The 19,194-nt window shown below is 72.4% G+C and carries 20 protein-coding genes; 13 read left to right on the forward strand and 7 right to left on the reverse strand.

From position 1 onward, the window contains the following. Nucleotides 1–64 precede the first annotated feature (64 nt). On the forward strand, nucleotides 65–1,351 hold the full coding sequence (locus OHS81_RS02140) for an FAD-dependent oxidoreductase (RefSeq protein ID WP_328381883.1): 1,287 nt from the start codon (nucleotides 65–67) through the stop codon (nucleotides 1,349–1,351). On the opposite strand, the gene OHS81_RS02145 is transcribed toward OHS81_RS02140, so the two are convergent. Continuing rightward, nucleotides 1,320–1,943: a TetR/AcrR family transcriptional regulator gene (locus OHS81_RS02145; RefSeq protein WP_328381885.1), complete on the reverse strand. Its 624-nt coding sequence runs from the start codon at nucleotides 1,941–1,943 to the stop codon at nucleotides 1,320–1,322. The genes OHS81_RS02140 and OHS81_RS02145 overlap by 32 nt on opposite strands. Before the next feature lie 125 nt (nucleotides 1,944–2,068). Here OHS81_RS02145 and OHS81_RS02150 point away from each other — a divergent pair, with 125 nt between their 5' ends. From OHS81_RS02150 to OHS81_RS02160, 3 genes are read left to right on the forward strand one after another with little or no spacing between them, the layout of a single operon-like run. Continuing rightward, the gene (locus OHS81_RS02150; RefSeq protein ID WP_328381887.1) at nucleotides 2,069–2,905 is read left to right on the forward strand and encodes an SGNH/GDSL hydrolase family protein; all 837 of its coding nucleotides are present in this window, start codon (nucleotides 2,069–2,071) and stop codon (nucleotides 2,903–2,905) included. 38 nt (nucleotides 2,906–2,943) lie between these two features. Beyond that, complete coding sequence (locus OHS81_RS02155) at nucleotides 2,944–3,426, forward strand: DUF6545 domain-containing protein (RefSeq protein WP_328381889.1); 483 nt, start codon at nucleotides 2,944–2,946, stop codon at nucleotides 3,424–3,426. Further along, on the forward strand, nucleotides 3,423–3,995 hold the full coding sequence (locus tag OHS81_RS02160) for a hypothetical protein (protein ID WP_328381890.1): 573 nt from the start codon (nucleotides 3,423–3,425) through the stop codon (nucleotides 3,993–3,995). The genes OHS81_RS02155 and OHS81_RS02160 overlap by 4 nt, the downstream gene beginning before the upstream one ends. Nucleotides 3,996–4,067: 72 nt before the next feature. On the opposite strand, the gene OHS81_RS02165 is transcribed toward OHS81_RS02160, so the two are convergent. Then, a complete protein-coding gene (locus OHS81_RS02165; RefSeq protein WP_328381892.1) occupies nucleotides 4,068–4,535 on the reverse strand; it encodes an esterase-like activity of phytase family protein in 468 nt (155 codons plus the stop codon). 31 nt (nucleotides 4,536–4,566) lie between these two features. Here OHS81_RS02165 and purB point away from each other — a divergent pair, with 31 nt between their 5' ends. The 5 genes from purB to OHS81_RS02190 all read left to right on the forward strand — a co-directional run bounded on the left by purB (nucleotide 4,567) and on the right by OHS81_RS02190 (nucleotide 10,013). Then, nucleotides 4,567–6,000 (forward strand): adenylosuccinate lyase, encoded by a 1,434-nt coding sequence (purB, locus tag OHS81_RS02170; RefSeq protein ID WP_328390846.1) that lies wholly within the window; start codon nucleotides 4,567–4,569, stop codon nucleotides 5,998–6,000. 11 nt (nucleotides 6,001–6,011) lie between these two features. Continuing rightward, entirely contained in the window at nucleotides 6,012–6,569 is a 558-nt protein-coding gene (gene mug / locus OHS81_RS02175) for a G/U mismatch-specific DNA glycosylase (protein WP_328381894.1), read from the forward strand. A gap of 162 nt (nucleotides 6,570–6,731) precedes the next feature. Beyond that, entirely contained in the window at nucleotides 6,732–7,610 is an 879-nt protein-coding gene (locus tag OHS81_RS02180; protein ID WP_328390848.1) for an alkaline phosphatase family protein, read from the forward strand. A 1-nt stretch (nucleotide 7,611) separates the two neighbouring features. Beyond that, nucleotides 7,612–8,940 carry an MFS transporter gene (locus OHS81_RS02185; protein ID WP_328381896.1) on the forward strand — a complete coding sequence of 443 codons (1,329 nt, stop codon included), beginning with the start codon at nucleotides 7,612–7,614 and terminating at the stop codon, nucleotides 8,938–8,940. Nucleotides 8,941–8,996: 56 nt separating this feature from the next. Further along, the gene (locus tag OHS81_RS02190) at nucleotides 8,997–10,013 is read left to right on the forward strand and encodes a TolB family protein (protein WP_328390850.1); all 1,017 of its coding nucleotides are present in this window, start codon (nucleotides 8,997–8,999) and stop codon (nucleotides 10,011–10,013) included. A 33-nt stretch (nucleotides 10,014–10,046) separates the two neighbouring features. Here OHS81_RS02190 and OHS81_RS02195 read toward each other — a convergent pair whose 3' ends face one another. Both OHS81_RS02195 and OHS81_RS02200 read right to left on the reverse strand, forming a co-directional pair. Next, nucleotides 10,047–10,478, reverse strand: coding sequence for a hypothetical protein (locus tag OHS81_RS02195; protein WP_328381897.1), 432 nt, complete (start codon nucleotides 10,476–10,478; stop codon nucleotides 10,047–10,049). Between the two features lie 90 nt (nucleotides 10,479–10,568). Beyond that, nucleotides 10,569–11,270: a TetR/AcrR family transcriptional regulator gene (locus OHS81_RS02200; protein ID WP_328390852.1), complete on the reverse strand. Its 702-nt coding sequence runs from the start codon at nucleotides 11,268–11,270 to the stop codon at nucleotides 10,569–10,571. 137 nt (nucleotides 11,271–11,407) lie between these two features. Here OHS81_RS02200 and OHS81_RS02205 point away from each other — a divergent pair, with 137 nt between their 5' ends. Further along, nucleotides 11,408–13,108, forward strand: a complete 1,701-nt coding sequence (locus OHS81_RS02205) for a CocE/NonD family hydrolase (RefSeq protein WP_328381899.1) — start codon at nucleotides 11,408–11,410, stop codon at nucleotides 13,106–13,108. A 161-nt stretch (nucleotides 13,109–13,269) separates the two neighbouring features. Here OHS81_RS02205 and OHS81_RS02210 read toward each other — a convergent pair whose 3' ends face one another. Then, nucleotides 13,270–14,004: an ABC transporter permease gene (locus tag OHS81_RS02210; protein ID WP_328381901.1), complete on the reverse strand. Its 735-nt coding sequence runs from the start codon at nucleotides 14,002–14,004 to the stop codon at nucleotides 13,270–13,272. 4 nt (nucleotides 14,005–14,008) lie between these two features. Then, on the reverse strand, nucleotides 14,009–14,938 hold the full coding sequence (locus OHS81_RS02215; RefSeq protein WP_328381903.1) for an ATP-binding cassette domain-containing protein: 930 nt from the start codon (nucleotides 14,936–14,938) through the stop codon (nucleotides 14,009–14,011). Between the two features lie 108 nt (nucleotides 14,939–15,046). On the opposite strand from OHS81_RS02215, the gene OHS81_RS02220 reads away from it, so the two are divergent. From OHS81_RS02220 to OHS81_RS02230, 3 genes are all read left to right on the forward strand, one after another. Continuing rightward, on the forward strand, nucleotides 15,047–16,279 hold the full coding sequence (locus tag OHS81_RS02220; RefSeq protein WP_328381905.1) for a sensor histidine kinase: 1,233 nt from the start codon (nucleotides 15,047–15,049) through the stop codon (nucleotides 16,277–16,279). 4 nt (nucleotides 16,280–16,283) lie between these two features. Then, nucleotides 16,284–16,934, forward strand: coding sequence for a response regulator transcription factor (locus tag OHS81_RS02225; RefSeq protein WP_328381907.1), 651 nt, complete (start codon nucleotides 16,284–16,286; stop codon nucleotides 16,932–16,934). Between the two features lie 86 nt (nucleotides 16,935–17,020). After that, nucleotides 17,021–18,208 (forward strand): ROK family transcriptional regulator, encoded by a 1,188-nt coding sequence (locus OHS81_RS02230; protein WP_328381909.1) that lies wholly within the window; start codon nucleotides 17,021–17,023, stop codon nucleotides 18,206–18,208. A 176-nt stretch (nucleotides 18,209–18,384) separates the two neighbouring features. Here OHS81_RS02230 and OHS81_RS02235 read toward each other — a convergent pair whose 3' ends face one another. Beyond that, nucleotides 18,385–19,131, reverse strand: a complete 747-nt coding sequence (locus tag OHS81_RS02235; protein WP_328381912.1) for a GntR family transcriptional regulator — start codon at nucleotides 19,129–19,131, stop codon at nucleotides 18,385–18,387. Nucleotides 19,132–19,194 lie beyond the last annotated feature (63 nt).

Genomic DNA, 19,194 nt, shown 5'->3' on the forward strand with positions numbered 1-19,194 from the left:
CACTCAGAGGCGTGCGTGCCCGCACCGGTCGCCATCGCATCCGACGCGACGAGGGGGCAGGGGCATGGATCGCACCAGGTGCTGCATAGCGGGCGGGGGACCCGCCGGAATGATGCTCGGACTGCTGCTGGCCAGGGCCGGCATCGAGGTGACCGTCCTGGAGAAGCACGGCGACTTCCTGCGGGACTTCCGCGGGGACACCGTCCATCCCTCGACCCTGCGGCTGCTGGACGAACTCGGCCTCGGTGAGGCGTTCGCCCGGCTGCCGTTCGCCAAACTGGAGGAGATGCGGGCACAGGTGGGCACCACCACGGTGGTACTGGGCGATATGCGGCACCTCCCCGGCCGGCACAAGTACGTCGCCATGGTCCCGCAGTGGGACTTCCTCGATCTGCTCGCGAGCGCGGCCGCCAAGGAGCCGTGCTTCACGCTGCGGATGCACACCGAGGTGAGGGGACTGCTGACCCAGGACGGCCGCGTCACGGGGGTGCGCTTTCGTGACGAGCACGGCAACAGCGGCGAGCTGGCCGCGGACCTGACGGTCGCGTGTGACGGCCGGGACTCGCGGGTGCGGCAGGCTGCCGGGCTCCGGCAGCGGCTGTTCGAGGTACCGATGGATGTCTGGCAGGTACGGGTGGAGGCTCCCCCGAGCTCTCCACTTCGTTCGAGCAGGAGGGACCCCCATCCTGACACCCGCAAGGACGGCCGGGTCTTTGCGCGCTTCGACGGCGGCCAGGCGGCGGTCACCATGGACCGCGGCACGTATTACCAGACGTCCTATCTGATCAAGAAGGGCCGGGACGCGGAGCTGCGCGCCCACGACATCCAGTGGCTGCGCGACCGGCTCGGGGCGCTGTTCGACTGGGACGACGAGGTGACCGGGGCCATCGGCTCATGGGACGACGTCAAGCTGCTGGAGGTGACCTTCGGGCGGCTGCGGCGCTGGTACCGGGACGGCCTGCTGTGCATCGGGGACGCGGCGCACACCATGTCGCCGGTCGGCGGCGTGGGGGTCAATCTGGCGCTGCTGGACGCGGTCGCGGCGGCCCGGATCCTGGCGGCACCGCTGCGCCGCGGCACGGTCGGCGTGGCCGATCTGGCGCGCGTCCAGAAGCGGCGGCACCTGCCGATGGCCGTGGTGCAGAAGTCCCAGCAGGCCGAGCACACGATGATCCGGTCCGCGCTGGACGGCACGCTCGACGCGGGCCGGCTGCCGGTGCCGATGCGGCTGCTGCGGCGGGTGCCGCCGCTGCGGACGGTGGCCGGCCACCTGGGCGGGTTCGGGGTCCGTCCCGAGCGGGCTCCCGCCTTCGCCCGGGTCAGGCCCGGGGCTCGATCGCGTGGAGAGTGAACTCCTCCAGCTCCGCGGCCGCGGCGTCCAGGTCGAGCTCCGGGTGGACCAGCCAGTGCGCGATCACCCCGTCGATCGCCCCGCCGATCGCCAGGGCAACGACCTGGACATCGAACTCCCGGAGCACACCCGCCTTCTGACCTTCCATCAGCAATGCGGCGAGGGCCTGCCAGCGGCCGTGGGTGTCGTGCGAGCCGGGCGTCTTGAGCCGGGTGCCTCCCTCGTCGTCGAGCAGCATCTCGGTGATCACGCGCACCTGGCGGCGGTGGGCCTGCTGGTAGCCGATCATCGCCCGTACGTAGGCGACGATCGCGTGCCGCGGGCCGACCGCCCGCGCCACCCGCTCGCCGACATGCGCGCGGAACTGCGCCATCACCTGCTCCAGTGCCGCCCGGGTCAGGTTGTCCTTCGAGGAGAAGTGGTAGAGCACCGCGGCCTTGGACAGCCCGGCGCGCTCGGCGATCGCCGACAGCGAGGTGGCGGGGTAACCGCGGGTGGAGATCAGGTCGATGGTGGCCTCGATGAGCTGTTGGCGGCGGCCCCGTTCGGTGAAGGTCAGCGCGTCGGGTCCGGCCTCCCGGCGAGCAGTCATCGCGTTTCCACCTGCACCTTTCCTCGCCCTGACGACGACTTCCGACCGTACACCGCAGGCGTCGGGGGCACCGCCGTGGACCTCGCCATACCGCGCGGTATGGCGAGCGGTAGGATCACCGCGCCATGGAAATGAATGCTCTCTACACCAGTTTCGTCGCGGTCGGCGACAGCTTCACCGAGGGGATGTCGGACGGGCTGCCGGACGGCTCGTACCGCGGCTGGGCGGATCTGCTCGCCGCCCGGCTGGCGGCCGCCTCGCCCGGTTTCCGGTACGCCAATCTCGCGGTGCGCGGCAAGCTCATCGGGCAGATCGCCGACGAGCAGTGCGGGCCGGCCGCCTCGATGGGCGCCGATCTGGTCACGCTGGTCGGCGGGCTCAACGACGTCCTGCGGCCCAGGTGCGAGGTGGATCAGGTGTGCGCACGGTTCGAGGAGGCCGCGGCGCTGCTGGCGCGGGGCGGCGGGCGGCTGGTGCTGATGCGCAGTCCGGGACGGCAGGGGCCGGTGCTGGAGCGCTTCCGGCCGCGGATGGAGCAGCTGTTCGCCCGGATCGGCGAGGCGGCCGCGCGGCACGGTGCGGTGGTCGTCGACCTGTACGGGTCGCGGGCGCTGTCCGACCCGCGGATGTGGGCCGATGACCGGCTGCACCTCAACGCCGAGGGGCACCGCCGGGTGGCGGAGGCCGTCTGGCAGGCGCTCGGGCTGCCCGCCGCGTCGGACTGGGACGCACCGCTGCCGGCCGCCCCGCCGCCGGGCTGGGGTGCGCGGCGCGCCGGCGATCTGCGCTTCGCGCGCGAGCATCTGGTGCCGTGGATAGGACGGCGGCTCACCGGCCGCTCCTCGGGGGACGGCCGGACAGGCGCCCAGTTCAGCGCTGAGCTGGGCAAAGCCTTCTGGGTCACCCCAGCGGACCACACAAACCCTGGCCCTGTGACGGACTGGCGACGGGTGTGGCCTTGACCCGATGCCCTGCCCGGCTGCCATCACCGCCGATTGGGGTGTCGATCCCCGCCTCGGAGGCGGGCTTCCGCCGTGCCCGCGCCTGGTGGGCCCTCGCGCGCCTGTACCCGATGTGGCGGGAGCTGATAGCAGCCTTCCCCGACATCCCGATGGAGCCGCCGCGCTCCCGGTACAGGGAGCTGACACGCCGCGACATGAACGCCGAGCTCCAGCTCGACCGGTGGGTCCACGATGTCGCCGACGCGATCGAGAAACTGTGGCATCACGTCCCCGACGACCTGATGGCGGCTGCCAGGGAGAAGGCCGCGCACGGTGCCGTCGCTCAGGCGTACTGGATCAAGGCCGCGCTCGCGGCCAAGGCGGGAGGAGCGCCCCCGGGCCCGGTCGCGGCGTTTGAGCAGCCCGCGGCCGTCGACCAGGCCGGAGAGGTCGCATGGCTGCGCCAAGTGGCCAGGACATACCGGAAGAGCAGCACGGCGCAGGTGCAGAGCCTGCTTACGACCGCGGAGGAAGACGCATGAGCGAAACCACAACGGCCCGGACCGTCACCGATATTCTCCAGCCGCGCAACACGCTCGTGGCCGGCATGGTCGGCATCGGTCTGGCTGCGGCAGGCGACTGGACGGGCATCCCCTGGGGCCTGCTCGGCGCGGTCTGCGCCGGACTGATACCGGCGGGGTACATCGAGTGGGAGCGGGCGCGGGGTACTTGGGGTGACCGGCACGTGGTGGACCGTACGAAGAGGGCGCCGATCTTCTTCGTCATCTTGGGGTCGATCGGCCTTGGCTCGCTCGGCATGGTCCTCGGTGATGCCCCCACCGGCATCCTCGTCGCGATGCTTGCGCTGTGGGCCATGACTGTCGTCCTTCTGGCGGTGAACAGCTTCTGGAAGATCAGCGTCGACTCGGCGGTGGCGTCCGCGGTGCCTGCGCTGCTCGCTGTCGTCCACTCGCCTTGGTGGCTGCTCGCCTATCTGTTGACGGTCGCGGTGTGTTGGTCCCGGGTGGCGCTGACGTACCACACCGTCGCTCAGACCGTGGCGGGCGCCTCTCTGGGTGCGGCGACCGCGGCGGCCTTCCTGGTGGTGTGAATCGTCCTCTCCCGACATGGAGGTGGGCCCGGACCGACGAACGGTTTGGGCCCACCTCCCTGTCTACGGGCGTCAGCGGCGCGGCAGCCGGACGTCCAGCCCGTATAGGCGCGTGATCGCGGCCGGGCTCTGGTCGTCGTCAGCAACTAGCGTCAGACGCAGGACTCCATGGCGCCGGCCAGTAATCGCCATCCCCTCGATGTTGCCAACGAGGGGGTTGGCCTGGACAGGGAACCGCGTCGGCGCGTCGAGCGAGGGGCACTCCTCCAGCTTGGCGACGAGCATCTTCGACGCGAAGCGCACCCGCTGGTCCCGGTCGGCCAGGTCCGTCACGCTGCTGACGTCTGTGGCCCGCCGCGGGTCGGTGACGTAGAGGCGACGGCCGCCCGGCGAAGCGCCCCGAGCTGCTGCCGTACGAGGGCTGACCTCCCGCTCCCGGCCGGGACGCCGGGTGCCGCACCCGGCGCCCGGCCCGGGGGAATGGCCCGGAAGAATGCCTGGAGGAACATACAGCCGGGACCGGGCCGCCGGCCTGCACAAACGGCCAGTAGACTCTCACCACGTGACTGCTGTGTCTGCGAAGCCTCGCATCCCCAATGTCCTGGCCGGCCGCTACGCCTCCGCGGAGCTGGCCGTGCTGTGGTCCCCCGAGTACAAGGTCAAGCTGGAGCGGAAGCTGTGGCTCGCCGTGCTGCGCGCGCAGAAGGACCTGGGGGTGGAGGTCCCCGAGCAGGCGCTCGCCGACTACGAGCGGGTTTTGGAGACCGTCGACCTGGCCTCCATCGCCGAGCGCGAGAAGGTCACCCGGCACGACGTCAAGGCCCGCATCGAGGAGTTCAACGCCCTCGCCGGCCATGAGCAGGTCCACAAGGGCATGACCTCCCGCGACCTGACGGAGAACGTCGAGCAGCTGCAGGTGCGGCTGTCCCTGGAGCTGATGCGGGACCGTACGGTCGCCGTGCTGGCGCGCCTGGGCTCGCTGGCCGGCCAGCACGCCGAACTGGTACTGGCGGGCCGCTCGCACAATGTCGCCGCGCAGACCACGACGCTGGGCAAGCGCTTCGCGACCGCGGCCGACGAGCTGCTGGTGGCATACGGCCGGCTGGAGGACCTGCTCTCCCGCTACCCGCTGCGCGGTATCAAGGGCCCGGTCGGCACCGCTCAGGACATGCTCGACCTGCTCGGCGGTGACGCTGCCAAGCTCGCCGATCTGGAGCAGCGGATCGCCGGGCACCTCGGCTTCGGCCAGGCCTTCACCTCCGTCGGCCAGGTCTACCCGCGCTCGCTCGACTACGACGTGGTGACCTCGCTGGTGCAGCTGGCCGCCGCCCCCTCCTCGCTGGCCAAGACCATCCGGCTGATGGCCGGGCACGAGCTGGTCACCGAGGGCTTCAAGCCCGGCCAGGTCGGCTCCTCGGCGATGCCGCACAAGATGAACACCCGCTCCTGCGAGCGCGTCAACGGTCTGATGGTGATCCTGCGCGGCTATGCCTCGATGACCGGTGAGCTCTCCGGTGACCAGTGGAACGAGGGCGATGTGTCCTGCTCGGTGGTGCGCCGGGTCGCGCTGCCGGACGCGTTCTTCGCGCTGGACGGCCTGCTGGAGACGTTCCTGACCGTGCTCGACGAGTTCGGCGCCTTCCCCGCCGTCATCGCCCGCGAGCTGGACCGCTACCTGCCCTTCCTCGCCACCACCAAGGTACTGATGGGCGCCGTACGCGCCGGTGTGGGGCGTGAGGAGGCGCACGAGGCGATCAAGGAGAACGCGGTCGCGTCGGCGCTGGCCATGCGCGAGCAGGGCGCGGAGCGCAACGAGCTGCTGGACAAGCTGGCCGCGGATGCGCGGATCCCGCTGGACAAGGCGCAGTTGGACGCGCTGATGGCGGACAAGCTCTCCTTCACCGGTGCGGCGGCCGACCAGGTGGCGTCCGTCGTCGCCCGGATCGAGGAGATCGCGGGGCAGCACCCGGAGGCCGCGGCCTACACCCCCGGCTCGATCCTCTGACCCGAGGGCCCGTGCGCTTCACCCCCGAAGAGCTGGAAGCCGCTCGCGACCGCCTCGTCCCGGACGTGGCCGCGAGCGGCCTTCGCGTGCTCTTCTGCGGTATCAATCCCGGGCTGATGACGGCGGCCACCGGCCACCACTTCGCCCGCCCCGGCAACCGCTTCTGGCCGGCCCTGTACGCCGCCGGGTTCACTCCGCGCCAGTTCCGGCCCGCCGAGCAGCAGGAATTGCTCGCCCATGGCCTCGGCATCACCAATGTCGTGGCCCGGGCGACGGCCAGGGCTGACGAGCTGACCGCCCAGGAGTACCGCGAGGGCGGCCGGCTGCTGGCCGAGAAGGTGGCCCGGCTGCGCCCGCGCTGGCTCGCCGTTGCCGGTGTCACGGCCTACCGCGTCGCCTTCGACGACAAGCACGCGAAGATCGGCCCGCAGGAGCGCACCCTCGGCGACACCCGTATCTGGGCGCTGCCCAACCCGAGCGGGCTCAACGCCCATTGGACGCCGGCGACCCTGGCCGAGGAGTACGGCAGGCTGCGCGCCGCGGCGTTCGCGGCGGACGACGGCGCATAAGGTCGTCCACCGTTCGGCCGTCCGCCATCTTGAAGGCATGTACATGCCTACCCGACGCCTCTACTCTGGCGCCGCCCGCGCAGCCCCCACTCCCTTACGGAGACTCCTGTGCCTGCCCTCTCCGCGCCCCCCTCCGCCGCAGCGTCCCCCTCCTCCCACCGCATCCGCCGCTCCCGCCGCCGCAAAGTCACCGCACTCGCCGGCGCGTTCGCCCTCGCCACCGGCGGACTCGGCGTCTGGGCGGGCAACGGCTTCGGCGCCGAGCCGGCCGCGGCCGCCCTGCCGACCCCCGACCACGTGGTCGTGGTGGTCTTCGAGAACCACGCCTACAGCCAGGTGATCGGCAGCTCCGGCGCGCCCTACGTCAACTCCCTGGCCTCCGGGGGCGCCAGTCTCACCGCCTCCTACGCCGAGACCCACCCCAGCCAGCCCAACTACTACGCGCTCTTCTCCGGTGACACCCAGGGCGTCACCGACGACAGCTGCGTCGACCCGGGCTTCAGCGACGCCCCCAACCTCGCCTCCGAGGTGACGGCGGCCGGCAAGTCCTGGGCGAGCTACAACGAGTCGCTGCCGTCCGAGGGCTCCACCACCTGCAAGAGCGGCACGTACGCGCAGAAGCACAACCCGTGGTTCGGCTTCGGCAATGTCTCCACCGGCTCGGCGCACACCTTCGACGCCTTTCCCACCGACTTCTCGAAGCTGCCGACCGTTTCCTTCGTCGTGCCGAACCTGTGCAGCGATATGCACGACTGCTCGGTCTCCAGCGGTGACACCTGGCTGAAGGACCACCTCAAGAGCTATGCGGACTGGGCCAAGACCCACAACAGCCTGCTGCTGCTCACCTTCGACGAGGACAACCGGCTCAGCGGAAACCGCATCCCGACCGTGCTCTACGGCCAGCCGGTGACGGCGGGCGCCACCTCCGCCACCACCTACAACCACTACGACGTCCTGCGCACCCTCGAGGACATGTACGGCACCTCACACGCGGGCAACGCCGCAGGCGCCAAGGACATCAGCGGCATCTGGGCCGGCTGAGGTGTATCTCGCGGACCGCCGCTCCGCCCCCTCGGCCTCCGCGCCGCCGGGTGACCGGCGCGCCACGACGGACCACCGTCCGCCTCGGCGCGCCGTAGCCGCCCTTCCCTCGACGGTGCTCGTGCTGGGCACCGTCAGCCTCATCACGGACATCTCCTCGGAGATGGTCACCGCCGTGCTCCCGCTCTACCTCGTCGCCGAACTCGGCCTGTCCCCTTGGGGCTTCGGGGTACTGGACGGGGTCTACAACGGGGTGAGCGCGCTGGTCCGGCTGGTGGGGGGACGGTTGTCGGACCGGGGCGGGGGCGGTGGCCACAAGACGGTGGCCGCGGTGGGGTACGGGCTCTCCGCGCTGTGCAAACCGCTGTTGCTGATGGTGCACTCGCTGCCGTTGATCGGGGCGGTGCTGGCGGTGGACCGTACCGGCAAGGGGCTGCGGACCGCGCCGCGGGACGCGATGATCTCCCTGGCCGCCGAACCGGCCGCCCGGGGGCGCGCGTTCGGGGTGCACCGGGCCATGGACACGGCGGGCGCGCTGTGCGGGCCGCTGGTGGCGTTCGTGCTGCTGCGGGTGGCGGCGGAAGGCTATGACGCGGTCTTCACGGTCAGCTTCTGTGTGGCCGTACTGGGTGTGGTCGTCCTTCTGCTGTTCGTCCCGCGCGGCCTCCCGGATGCCGCGCAGGCCGCTGCCGAACGGGCACCGGCCGGGCCCCGGACGCCGGTGCGCGCCCTGCTGGGACGGCCGGAGGTGCGCCGGCTGACGGGGTGTGCGGTGCTGCTGGGGCTGACCACCGTCAGCGACTCCTTCCTGTATCTGACCCTGCAGCGGCGGCTCGATCTGCCGACGGGCTGGTTCCCGCTGCTTCCGCTGGGCACGGCCGCGGCGTTTTTGCTGCTGGCGGTGCCGTTGGGGGCCGTCGCCGACCGGATCGGCCGCCGGCGGCTGTTCCTTGCCGGGCATCTGGCGCTGTTGGGTGCCTACGGGCTGCTGCTGGTGCCGTCGGCCGGCGGGGCGGCCCTGGTCTGTGCCGTGCTGGTGCTGCACGGCTCGTTCTATGCGGCGACCGACGGAGTGCTGGCGGCGGCGACCGCCGATGCGGTGCCCGAGGACGCCCGCGGCAGCGGTCTGGCCGTGGTGCAGACCGGCCAGACCGCCGCCCGCTTCGTCTGCTCCCTCGCCTTCGGCGCCGCCTGGACCGCCTGGGGTGACCGCACCGCCGTCCTGACCGCCGTCATCGGCCTGGCGCTCGCCGCGGCCGTCAGCGCCTGCCTTCTGCGCCGTGCCGTCCCGGCGCCGGCCTCGCACTCCCCCTCGGAGGACGCACGGTGAGCCGCACCCCCTTGAGCAGCACTCCCTTGAGCCGCACCTCCTTGAGCCGCACCTCCTTGAGCCGCGGCGCACGCCTGTCCCTCCTGCTCGTCACCGTGCTCGTGCTCGGCGGAGTCGCCGTCGGCGCGACGCTGCACGCCGCAGGGCGCGCCGCCCGCAAGGAGCGCCCCCAGGCGGGCGGCCCCGCGGTGGCCTCCGGAGCCGTACGCCTGGACGACCCACAGCGCAGCCTGTTCCGCACCATGGCCTGGGGCCCGCACCGCGACGAGATCACCGCCGTCCCGGCCGGCCGGCTCACCGGCCCGCGCACCGCATCCGGCGTCCGCTGCCTGCGCTTCCACGCGGCCGCCGGCACCGGCCTCTGTCTCCAGGCCGTCCACGGCGCACTCCGCGACACCTACCGGGCCGTGATCCTCGACAAGGCCCTGCGCCCGCTGCGCCACTACGACCTGGCCGGCACGCCCACCCGCGCCCGGGTCTCCCCCAGCGGCCGTACCGTCGCCTGGACGGTCTTCGTCAGCGGGGACTCCTACGCGGGTACCGCCTTCTCCACCCGCACCTCCGTTGTCGACACCCGCGGCCGGCATCTGGACGCCAACCTGGAGACCTATGCCCTGACCGTCGACGGGCGTCCGGTGCACGCGGCCGATGTGAACGTCTGGGGCGTGACCTTCGCCGACGACACCCACTTCTACGCCACCGCCGCCACGGCAGGAAAGACCTATCTCGTCCGCGGCAACCGCACCACCCGCACCCTCCGGGCGCTGCACCCCAACGTCGAATGCCCCTCGCTCTCGCCCGACGGCAGCCGGCTCGCGTACAAAAAGCGCGTCAAGGGCGCCGACCCCAACGCTCCGTGGCGTTTGTACGTCCTCGATCTGCGCACCTTGCGGGAGAGGGCGACCGGCGAACACCGCAACGTCGACGACCAGGCCGTCTGGCGCGACGACCACACTCTCGTCTACTCCCTGCCGGGCGACTTCGGTTCGGACCTGTGGACCGTCCCCGCCGACGGCACCGGCGCCCCGCACCGGCTCGTCACCGCGGCGCTCGCCCCCGTCTTCCCCCGCTGACACCGCGGCACGGTATCTGCGTCCGCAGCTGCGTCACCTCCCCTCCCCCACCGCCACCAGCAGCTGGAAGGGCAGCTCACGGTCGCCCTGCCCCACGCCCACCCCGATCCACCGGCCCTGCACCCGCCAGCCGTGCATCCGCGGGACATATCCGCACAGCGTGTCCAGCGGCGGCGGGACGGGCAGACCCCTCGCCGACCGTTCCAAGTGGGCGGCGAGATCGACCGTTTCGGGCTCGCCCCACCGTAACGACAGTGCCTGCACCAGCGCCGTCAGCTCGGCCTCGAACTCCTCCGCGGCCTCGGCCACCTCGGCGAGGTCGGCGTCCCAGAACTCCTGGCTGCCCCGCAGACCGGCTATGTGGAACCCCGGTCCGCTCTCGACCATGGCGGACCGGGCCCGGGCAGCGGGGAAATCCCGGAGCCGCAACCGGTCGATGGCGGCCAGATACGCGTCGGTGGTCATGCCGTCAGTAAACCGCCCGGGTCTGACAATTGGCCCTCCCGGACCGTGCGGCCGCAGTTGGACGCCCTGGCGGGAGCGCCGGTGCCGGGGTCACGTCGCCGCCGTAAGACCGTTGATCATGCGGTCGAGAAGGCGGTCGAAGACGGCTTGCGGGGCCGGGTCGTCGCCCGTCGCCGCCAGCGCCCCGGCGAGATGGGGAAGGCTGCCGGCGGCGGCAGCGGTCTTGAGGTAGCGGGCCTGTGCATCGAGGAGTTCACCGGAGGTGCGGCCGGCCGCCTCGACCGCCCGTTCCTGGGCGAGTTCGTACAGGACGTGGCTGGCCACGAAGCCGGTGAGCAGACTGAAGGTCTCCAGCCGCGCCCGGGCATCGAGGCCGGCGGGGGCGAGGACGGCGAGGGTGTACTCCCATACGGCGAGGGTGTTCGGGCCGAGCGTCTGCTGCGCGGGCAGGGCACCCGGCAGCCAGGGGTGACGATGCATGATCGCGCGCTGCTCGTGAGCGATCCGCCGGAGGTCGGCGCGCCAGTCGCCGGAGGGCTCGGGCGGCAGCCGATGGTCGCCGCTGACCCGGTCGATCATGAGCTCCAGCAGCGTCTCCTTGTTGGGGACATAGCTGTAGAGGGACATCGTTCCCGCTCCGATCCGGCCCGCCACCGCACGCATCGTGACCGCGGCGAGCCCTTCGGCATCGGCGAGGGCAACGGCCTCGGCGGTGATCGCGGCGCGGTCGTGCGCCGGCGGCCTGCCCCGTCGCGGGCGTTCGGCCCGCGACCAGAGCAGCTCGGGATCCACACCGGCACGACGCCCTGACGAGCCTCCTGTACGGGCCACGGCAACCTCTCCTCAGTCGTGAGCCCATCCCACCACACGCTATTCTCGTACAACGTACTGGAAATATGCGCGGAGACCGCTCCAGGAATCGAGGCACCATGACGACGGCCACGCACCACTCGTCCGCGAAGCAGCCACCCCTGCACATACGCGCCCTGCGGCGCACCTTCCGGGGGCTGCCGCCCAAGCTCCACGACATCGCCTACGAGTCCGGCCTCGTGGTCCCCGCGGCGGACGGCAGTGCACTGCTGACCGACCACTACTTCCCCCTGGCCGAGGGCGACTTCCCCACGCTCCTGGTCCGCTCGCCGTACGGCCGGGGCTTCCCCTGGGCGCCGATGTACGGCGTGCTCTTCGCCGAACAGGGCTTCCACGTCGTCCTGCAGAGCTGCCGCGGCACCGGAGGGTCCGGCGGCACCTTCGACCTGTGGCACCACGAGGCCGCCGACGGCCGGGCCACCGTCGCCTGGCTGCGCCGGCAGTCCTGGTTCACGGGCGCGCTGGGCATGATCGGCGCCAGCTACCTGGGCTATGTCCAGTGGGCGCTCGCCGCGGACCCGCCGCCGGAACTGCGCGCGATGGTGATCCAGGTCGGCCTGCATGACCTGCACGGCTACTTCCACCCCGGCGGCGCCTTCGCGCTGGAGAACACCCTTGCCACCTCCATGGGCATGGTGCACCAGCACCGGGGCACGCTGAGGTTTCTGTGGGCCGCACTGCGGCTGCTGCGCCACTTCCGCACGATCACCCGCAGCCTTCCGCTCGGCACGGCCTATGTGCCCGCCCTGGGGGGAAGGGTGCCGTTCCTGGAGGAGGCGATGGCCCGCCCCGAGCCGGAGGACGCGCACTGGCACGGGGCGGACCTGGGGCCCGTGGCCGAAGGTCTGAAGGTGCCGACCAGCCTGATCACCGGCTGGCACGACGTGGCCCTCGACCAGACCCTGCAGCAGTACGACAGACTGCGGCGGGCCGGCTGCGACCGCAGCTTGCTCGTCGGCCCCTGGACGCACCACTCCGCCGTGCAGCAGGGCTGGCCCGAGGTCTTCACCGAAAGCCTCGGCTGGCTGCGGGCCCACCTGTGCGACGACCCGAGCGGCCTGCGGACGACGAGGGCGCGGGTGCACGTGGCCGGCCGGCAGGCATGGCAGGACCTTCCCGACTGGCCCCCGGCGACGACCGCCCGCCACTGGTACCTCGACGGCGACGGCACCCTGCGCCCCCGGATGCCCGAGAACGCCCCGGCGCCGGTGTCCTTCCGCTACGACCCGGCCGACCCGACGCCCTCGGTCGGCGGCCCCCTGCTGTCCGGCAAGGCCGGGTATCAGGACAACACCACGCTGGAGGCCAGGGACGACGTCCTGACCTTCACCACCGCTCCGCTCACCGCGCCGGTCGAGCTCCTCGGGCCGGTCGGCGTGGAACTACGGGTCACCACGGACACCGGTCACGCCGATGTCTTCGCCCGGCTGTGCGACGTCGACGACCGGGGCCGCTCGGCCAACGTCTGCGACGGGCTGCGACGCCTGCGGCCCGGCGGCCCCACGGACACCACCAAAACCACCCCCGCCGCGGTCACGGTGCCGATGAGTTCCACGGCCTATCGCTTCCCCGCAGGACACCGGATCCGCCTGCAGATCAGCGGCGGTGCCCACCCACGCTTCGCCCGCAACCCCGGCACCGGCGAACCTCCGGCGACGGCCACCCGGCTCCTACCGGCCGAGGTCACGCTCCACCACCCGTCCGTGCTCTCTCTTCCCGTCGCGGACGCGGAGTCCGCAAGCGCCGGCCCCGACCGCTGACGGAACCACGCGCGCCTGCGCCACCACCGGCAGCGCAGGCGCCGTCCGCAGCGGTCATCCCCCAGGGACTCGCACCCGGGTGAGCCGCTTCACCGCCCGGGGCTTCCCTCATGCCCTCACTCAACCGGGCCGGTTCTGACAATGGACGTGTGCACGAGCCGTCAGACATCCCGGCGTAGCAGTGACCGCAGCCCCGCCGCCGCTGCCAGCGCCGCCCAGCCGGCCATCACCGCGATGCCGGACCACGCCCCGAGCGCCCCCTCGGGCGCAAGGTGCAGAATCTGCTGCCCCGCCCGGTCAGGCAGGAACTGGCCCACCTTTCTGGTGGCGGCCAGTGAGCCGAACAGCGGGCCCAGAGAGAGGAAGAGCGGGACGAGGAGGCTCAGGGTTCCGACAGGGCTGCGCAACAGCGCGGCCACACCGGCGGAGAACACCGCGAGCAGCCCGCAGTAGACCCCGCATCCTACGGCGGACCGCACCACGCCCGGCGAGCCGATGCTCACGCCCGCCTCGCCGAGCAGCGCCTGCCCCCCGATCCCGGACGCAAAGCCGGCGGTCAGCCCGACGGCGAGGGCGAGCCCGCCCACGGTGACGAGCTTGCCCGCGTACAGCAGTCCACGACGCGGCACGGCGGCCAGCGAGCCCCGGATGGAGCCGCTGGACCACTCCCCCGCGACCGCGAGGACGCCGCAGATGATGGCCCCGAACTGGCCGATGTTGAGACCGAAGTAGGCAGGGAAGACCGGGTCGAAGTGTGGCTGCGACCCGTCGTAGCTGCCGCAGACGAAGCAGGAGATCGCGAGAGTCACCACCAGGATGGCGGAGAGACTGTACGACAGGGAACGCAAGGAGCGGATCTTCGTCCACTCGGAGCGGAGCACGGCGGTGAACAGCATGGCGTCAGACCTCCTGAGTCTTGGCAGTGGCGGAGACGAACTCGGCTGCTTCTGCGGTCAGCCGCAGATAGGCGTCTTCCAACGAGGCCGCCTCATCGGCGAGTTCGAGGACCGGAATGCCCCGTCGGGCGGCGAGGGCGCCGATATCAGCGGGTTCGGCGCCCTCGACCAGCCAGCCTCCGGAGCCATCCGGTGCAGCCGCCCACCCGGCCCGGGCGAGCTCGGCATGCAGCCGGGTCCCTTCGGGCGTGCGCACCCGCACCCTGTGGTGGGTGTGCTGGCGCAGAAAGGCAGCCATGGTGGTGTCGGCCAGCAGCCGGCCGCGTCCCAGCACGATCAAGTGGTCGGCGGTCAGGGCGGTCTCGGTCATCAGATGGCTGGAGATCAGCACCGTACGGCCATCGGCGGCACGACGCCTCAGGAGCCTACGGATCCAGATGATGCCCTCCGGGTCGAGCCCGTTGGCGGGCTCGTCCAGCATCAGCACCGCCGGGTCACCGAGCAGCGCGGCCGCGATGCCGAGCCGCTGCCGCATTCCGAGCGAGAAGGTCCCGACCCGCTTGCCCGCCACGGCTGACAGTCCGGTCTCCTCCAGGACCTCCGCCACCCGCCCTACCGGGATGCGGTTGCTGTGTGCGAGGGCGAGGAGGTGGTCGCGGGCGCGCCGGGACCCGTGGGCGGCGTTCGCGTCGAGCAGCGCCCCGACGTGCCGCAACGGGTCGTCCAGGGCGCGGAAGGCACGGCCGCCGACGGTGGCGGTTCCCGAGGTGGGGCAGTCCAGGCCCACGATCATCCGCATGGTGGTGGACTTGCCGGCACCGTTGGGGCCGAGGAACCCGGTGACCCGCCCCGGTTCCACTCGGAAGGTGAGATCGTCCACGGCTCGCACGGTTCCGTAGACCTTCGTCAGCTGCTGCACTTCGATAGGGGTCATGCCGCAAGACTGGCGGCCGTATCCGGCCTCTGGCCTCCCCCCTCGCCGGGGACTTCCTCCCCCGCGCGGGGGAGGCGGCGGACGGATGACCGCTGCCACGATGACGGGGTGCCCTCCTCGCTCTTGGCCGTCCTCCGCCCGCTCTCCCGAGCCGTCACCTACACCCGCTGGCTGCATCTGCTGATCACCTCGGTGGCCGGCATCGTGACCGGCTTCCTTTACGAAGGAACCTTCCGCACGGGCGGATGGCTGCCGTGGCTGTGGATCGCGGTGCTTCCCGCGCCGCTGCTCGTGCTTGCCGGTCTGATACCGGTGGTCCGCCGCGTCGAAGGGCTCCAGGCCCAACTGCTGCTGACGCCGGGCCCGCACGGCCTCGAAGCGCGCGCCGCGTCCGGAATCGCCACGACCCCGTCGGGCTCCTGGAGCGAGCGTGGCCGTACGGCGGTGTGGCTGCTGCTGCGGCTCGCGGTAGGTGTTGCCCTGTCGGCCTTGACCGTTCAACTGCCGATACTGGCCGGGGCGTTCACCATGGCTGCGGCAGGACACCCCACCCGCCTCGAGGGCCTGCCGGCGATCGAGGAACCCCACTGGTGGTACGGGCTGCTCGCACCGCTTCCCCTCGTCCTGCTGTCGGCCGTCGCCGTCGGGGCGGGCTCGCTGACAGCCGGCGCTGCACGGCGGCTGCTGGGTACCTCGGCCGCCGAGCGGCTGGCCGAACTGGAGGCCCGTACGGAGCGCATGCTGCAACACAACCGGCTGGCGCAGGAGCTGCACGATTCGATCGGCCACGCGCTGACCGTCACCGTCGTCCAGGCAGGCGCGGCCCGCACCGCCGGTTCGCCCGAGTTCACCGAGCGGGCGCTGGCCGCCATCGAGGGCACCGGACGCCAGGCGCTGGTCGATCTGGAGCGGGCGCTGCGGCTGCTGCGCGAGGACGCCCCCCGGCCCGCCGACCGGCCCACGCTCACCGATGCGGAGCTCCTGCTGGAGTCGGCACGGGCCGCGGGCTCGACCGTTCGTGCCGAACTGAGCGGCCCGTTGGACACCTTGCCCGGTCCGGTGTCCCGGGAGGGGTACCGCATGGTGCAGGAGGCCCTGACGAATGTACTGCGGCACGCAGGCCCGGTGCCGGTGTCCGTACGCATGGCCGCCGGCGCCGACGCACTGGAACTGGAGGTACGCAACCCGCTGCCCGCCATACCCCTGGCGCCCGGCGCTGGCGGTCGTGGCCTGCGCGGCGTCCGCGAACGGGCCGCGCTGCTCGGCGGCGAGGCCGAGACCGGGCCGGACGGCGGCGAGTGGCGGGTGAGCGCCCGTCTCCCCTTGCGCCAACTACGCTGACCCCGTGCCGATTTCCGTACTCCTGGTCGACGACGAGCCGCTGGTACGCGCAGGGCTGCGCGCCATTCTGGAAGCGCAGACCGATATCGAAGTGGCGGGCGAGGCGGCGGACGGAGCGTCCGTCGTCCCGCTGGTGCGCAAGGTGCGGCCCGATGTGATCGCCATGGATGTACGGATGCCGCTCCTGGACGGCATCGAGGCCACTCGCGCGGTGCTGCGCTCGGTGCCCGGGCCGCCCCGGATCCTCGTCATCACCACGTTCGAGGAGGACGAGTACGTTTACGAGGCGCTGCGCGCGGGCGCGGACGGCTTTCTGCTCAAGCGCTCCCGGCCGGCCGAGATCGTGCACGCGGTGCGGCTCGTTGCCGAAGGCGGATCGCTGTTGCTCCCCGCGGCGCTGCGCACCATGGCGGCCGGCCGCCGCAACGAGCGCGCCCGGGCGGACTTCGAGCGGGCGGCGCTCACCGCACGGGAGCGGCAGGTGCTGCGGCTGATGTCCCGTGGACTGTCGAACGTGGAGATCGCCGGCGAGCTCGTCCTGGGAGCCGAGACCGTGAAGACGCATGTCAGCTCGGTGCTGGGGAAGCTGGGGGCCAGGGACCGCACCCAGGCAGTGATCGCCGCGTACGAGTCCGGCTTCGTCTCGCCCGGCTGACCGCGGCGAACAGCCTGTACGAGGCTCGCCGCCCACCCGGTGACCGGCTACGATCCGCCACACACGCGAAGTGAGGGAGACGGACGTTGGGGCGGCTCACCGGCGGGGACCCCTCCCTGCTGCGACGGATCAACTCCGCTGTGGTGCTGCATGCGCTGCGCGCCGCGGACTGCCCCACGCTCACCCACCTCGTCCAGGTGACGGGCCTGTCCCGGCCGACGGTCGAGGGCGTGGTCGAAGGGCTCATCGAGACCGGCCTGGTGGTCGAGGCGGCCGCCGAGGAAGGCGGTGCCCGCCGCCAGGGGCGGCCGGCCCGCCGGTTCCGGTTCCGTACGGAGGCCGGGCATCTGCTGGGCATCGAGATCGGCCCGCACCGCGTCGCGGCCCTGCTGTCCGATCTGAGCGGCCGGGTGCTGGACACCGCGCAACGCCCCGTGGCGGAGAGCGCACCGGCCGACGAGCGGCTGGAGCGGGTCCGCGCCGTGGTGGCGGAGCTGCTGCGCCGCACGGGCGTGCCCCGGTCTTCGCTGCGGGCCGTCGGTGTGGCCGGCCCCGGCATCGTGGAGGCGGACGGCACCGTCCGGCTGAGCACGGCGCTGCCCGGCTGGACGGGTCTGCCGCTCGGTGAGCGGCTGCGGCGGTCGTTCCGCTGCCCGGTGCTGGTCGAGAACGACGCGAACGCCGCCGCGGTGGCCGAACACTGGCAGGGGGCCGCCATCGGCTCCGATGACATCGTTTTCGTGCTGGCCGGACTCAGCCCGGGAGCCGGCTCGCTGATCGGCGGGCGCCTGCACCGCGGATTCGGCGGGGCGGCCGGGGAGATCGGCGCCCTGCACCTGCTCGGCCGTGAGGCGACACCGGAGAGGCTGCTGTCGACGACCGGTGAGCCGCTGCACCCCCTGGACGAGGCGCAGGTCGCGGCGGTCTTCGCGGCGGCGCAGGAGGGGGACGCACAGGCCCGCGAGGCGGTCGACCGATTCCTGCGCCGGCTGGTGCACGATGTCGCGGCCCTGGTTCTGGCGCTCGACCCGGAGCTGGTGGTGATCGGCGGCTGGGCGGCGGGGCTGGACGGCGTACTGGAGCCGCTGCGCGCGGAGTTGGCGCGCTATTGCCTGCGCCCGCCGCAGGTCGCCCTGTCCCGGCTGGGCGAGGCGGCGGTCGCCACCGGGGCGCTGCGGCTCGCGCTCGATCATGTGGAGGGCGAACTCTTCGCGGTGGAGGGCACAGTGACGGAACGTCCCACGCGCCGCGACGCGGTGCCGGGCCACCGCTGACCACTACTGATCAGGACTGACGACCGCTCACCACCGCATCCTGTACGGCACAGCGCCGAGGCCCGCGGCGCACGGCGAGCCACCGCCCGGCCGCCACCCGGCGTGCGGCCGTACGCGCACGGGCTCCCACCCGGATCACCGTCCGGCAAGAGCCCGTACCTCGGCCGTCGGGCGGCTCAGCCCGCGAGCAAGGCGACCGCGTCGCTCTCGCCGAAGGTCAGTCGGCAGGTGTCCGCACGGTAGGTGGAGACCGCAACGGCAGTCGTGCGGCCCCCGGAGACATAGCGGGTGGTGACCACGAGGACGGGCGCCCCGGGGAGCCGGTCCAGTTGCTTGGCGTCCTCCGCACGCGCCGAGCCGAGCTCGACGGTACGGTCCTGGCCGTCCAGCTCCAGCGTCTGCAGCGCGTGCAGCACCGCGCGGGCCCGGTCCGGAGCGCCGAGCGAGTCGGCCGGCGCGCAGTCCGGGACCGCGGCCGCCGGGACGTACAGCAGCTCGGCGGCCACCGGCCGGCCGTGCGTGACCCGGCTGCGGCGCACGATGTGCACCGCCTCGCCGGGCGCCGTCGCCAGCAAACCGGCCACCGCGGCGGGCACCGTGTCGCTCTCGACGGCGTCGGCCGGCTGCCAGTCGTCACCGGCGGCGCCGGGCCAGGTGTGGCGGACGGGGTCGACGGCGACGCCGATCCTCGGCGGTGCGACGGTGGTGCCCACACCCCGGCGGCGCTGGAGTCTGCCTTCCAGCTCCAGCTGTTCGAGCGCCTGCCGCAGCGTGGCCCGGGCGACGCCGAACCGCGCGGCCAGATCGCGCTCGTTGGGCAGAATCTCGCCGACCGCGAACTCCGAGTCCAGCGCCTCGCTGAGCACGGTCTTGAGGTGCCAGTACTTCGGCTCCGGCACCGTTTCGAGCTGCGTGGTCCCCACCCTGTCCTCCGCACTGGCCGCTACCGGGGCTGCGCCCCGTGTGGGGCTCGGGCCCACCCCCGA

The sequence above is a fragment of the Streptomyces sp. NBC_00400 genome (assembly GCF_036048035.1).
Lineage (GTDB): Bacteria > Actinomycetota > Actinomycetes > Streptomycetales > Streptomycetaceae > Streptomyces.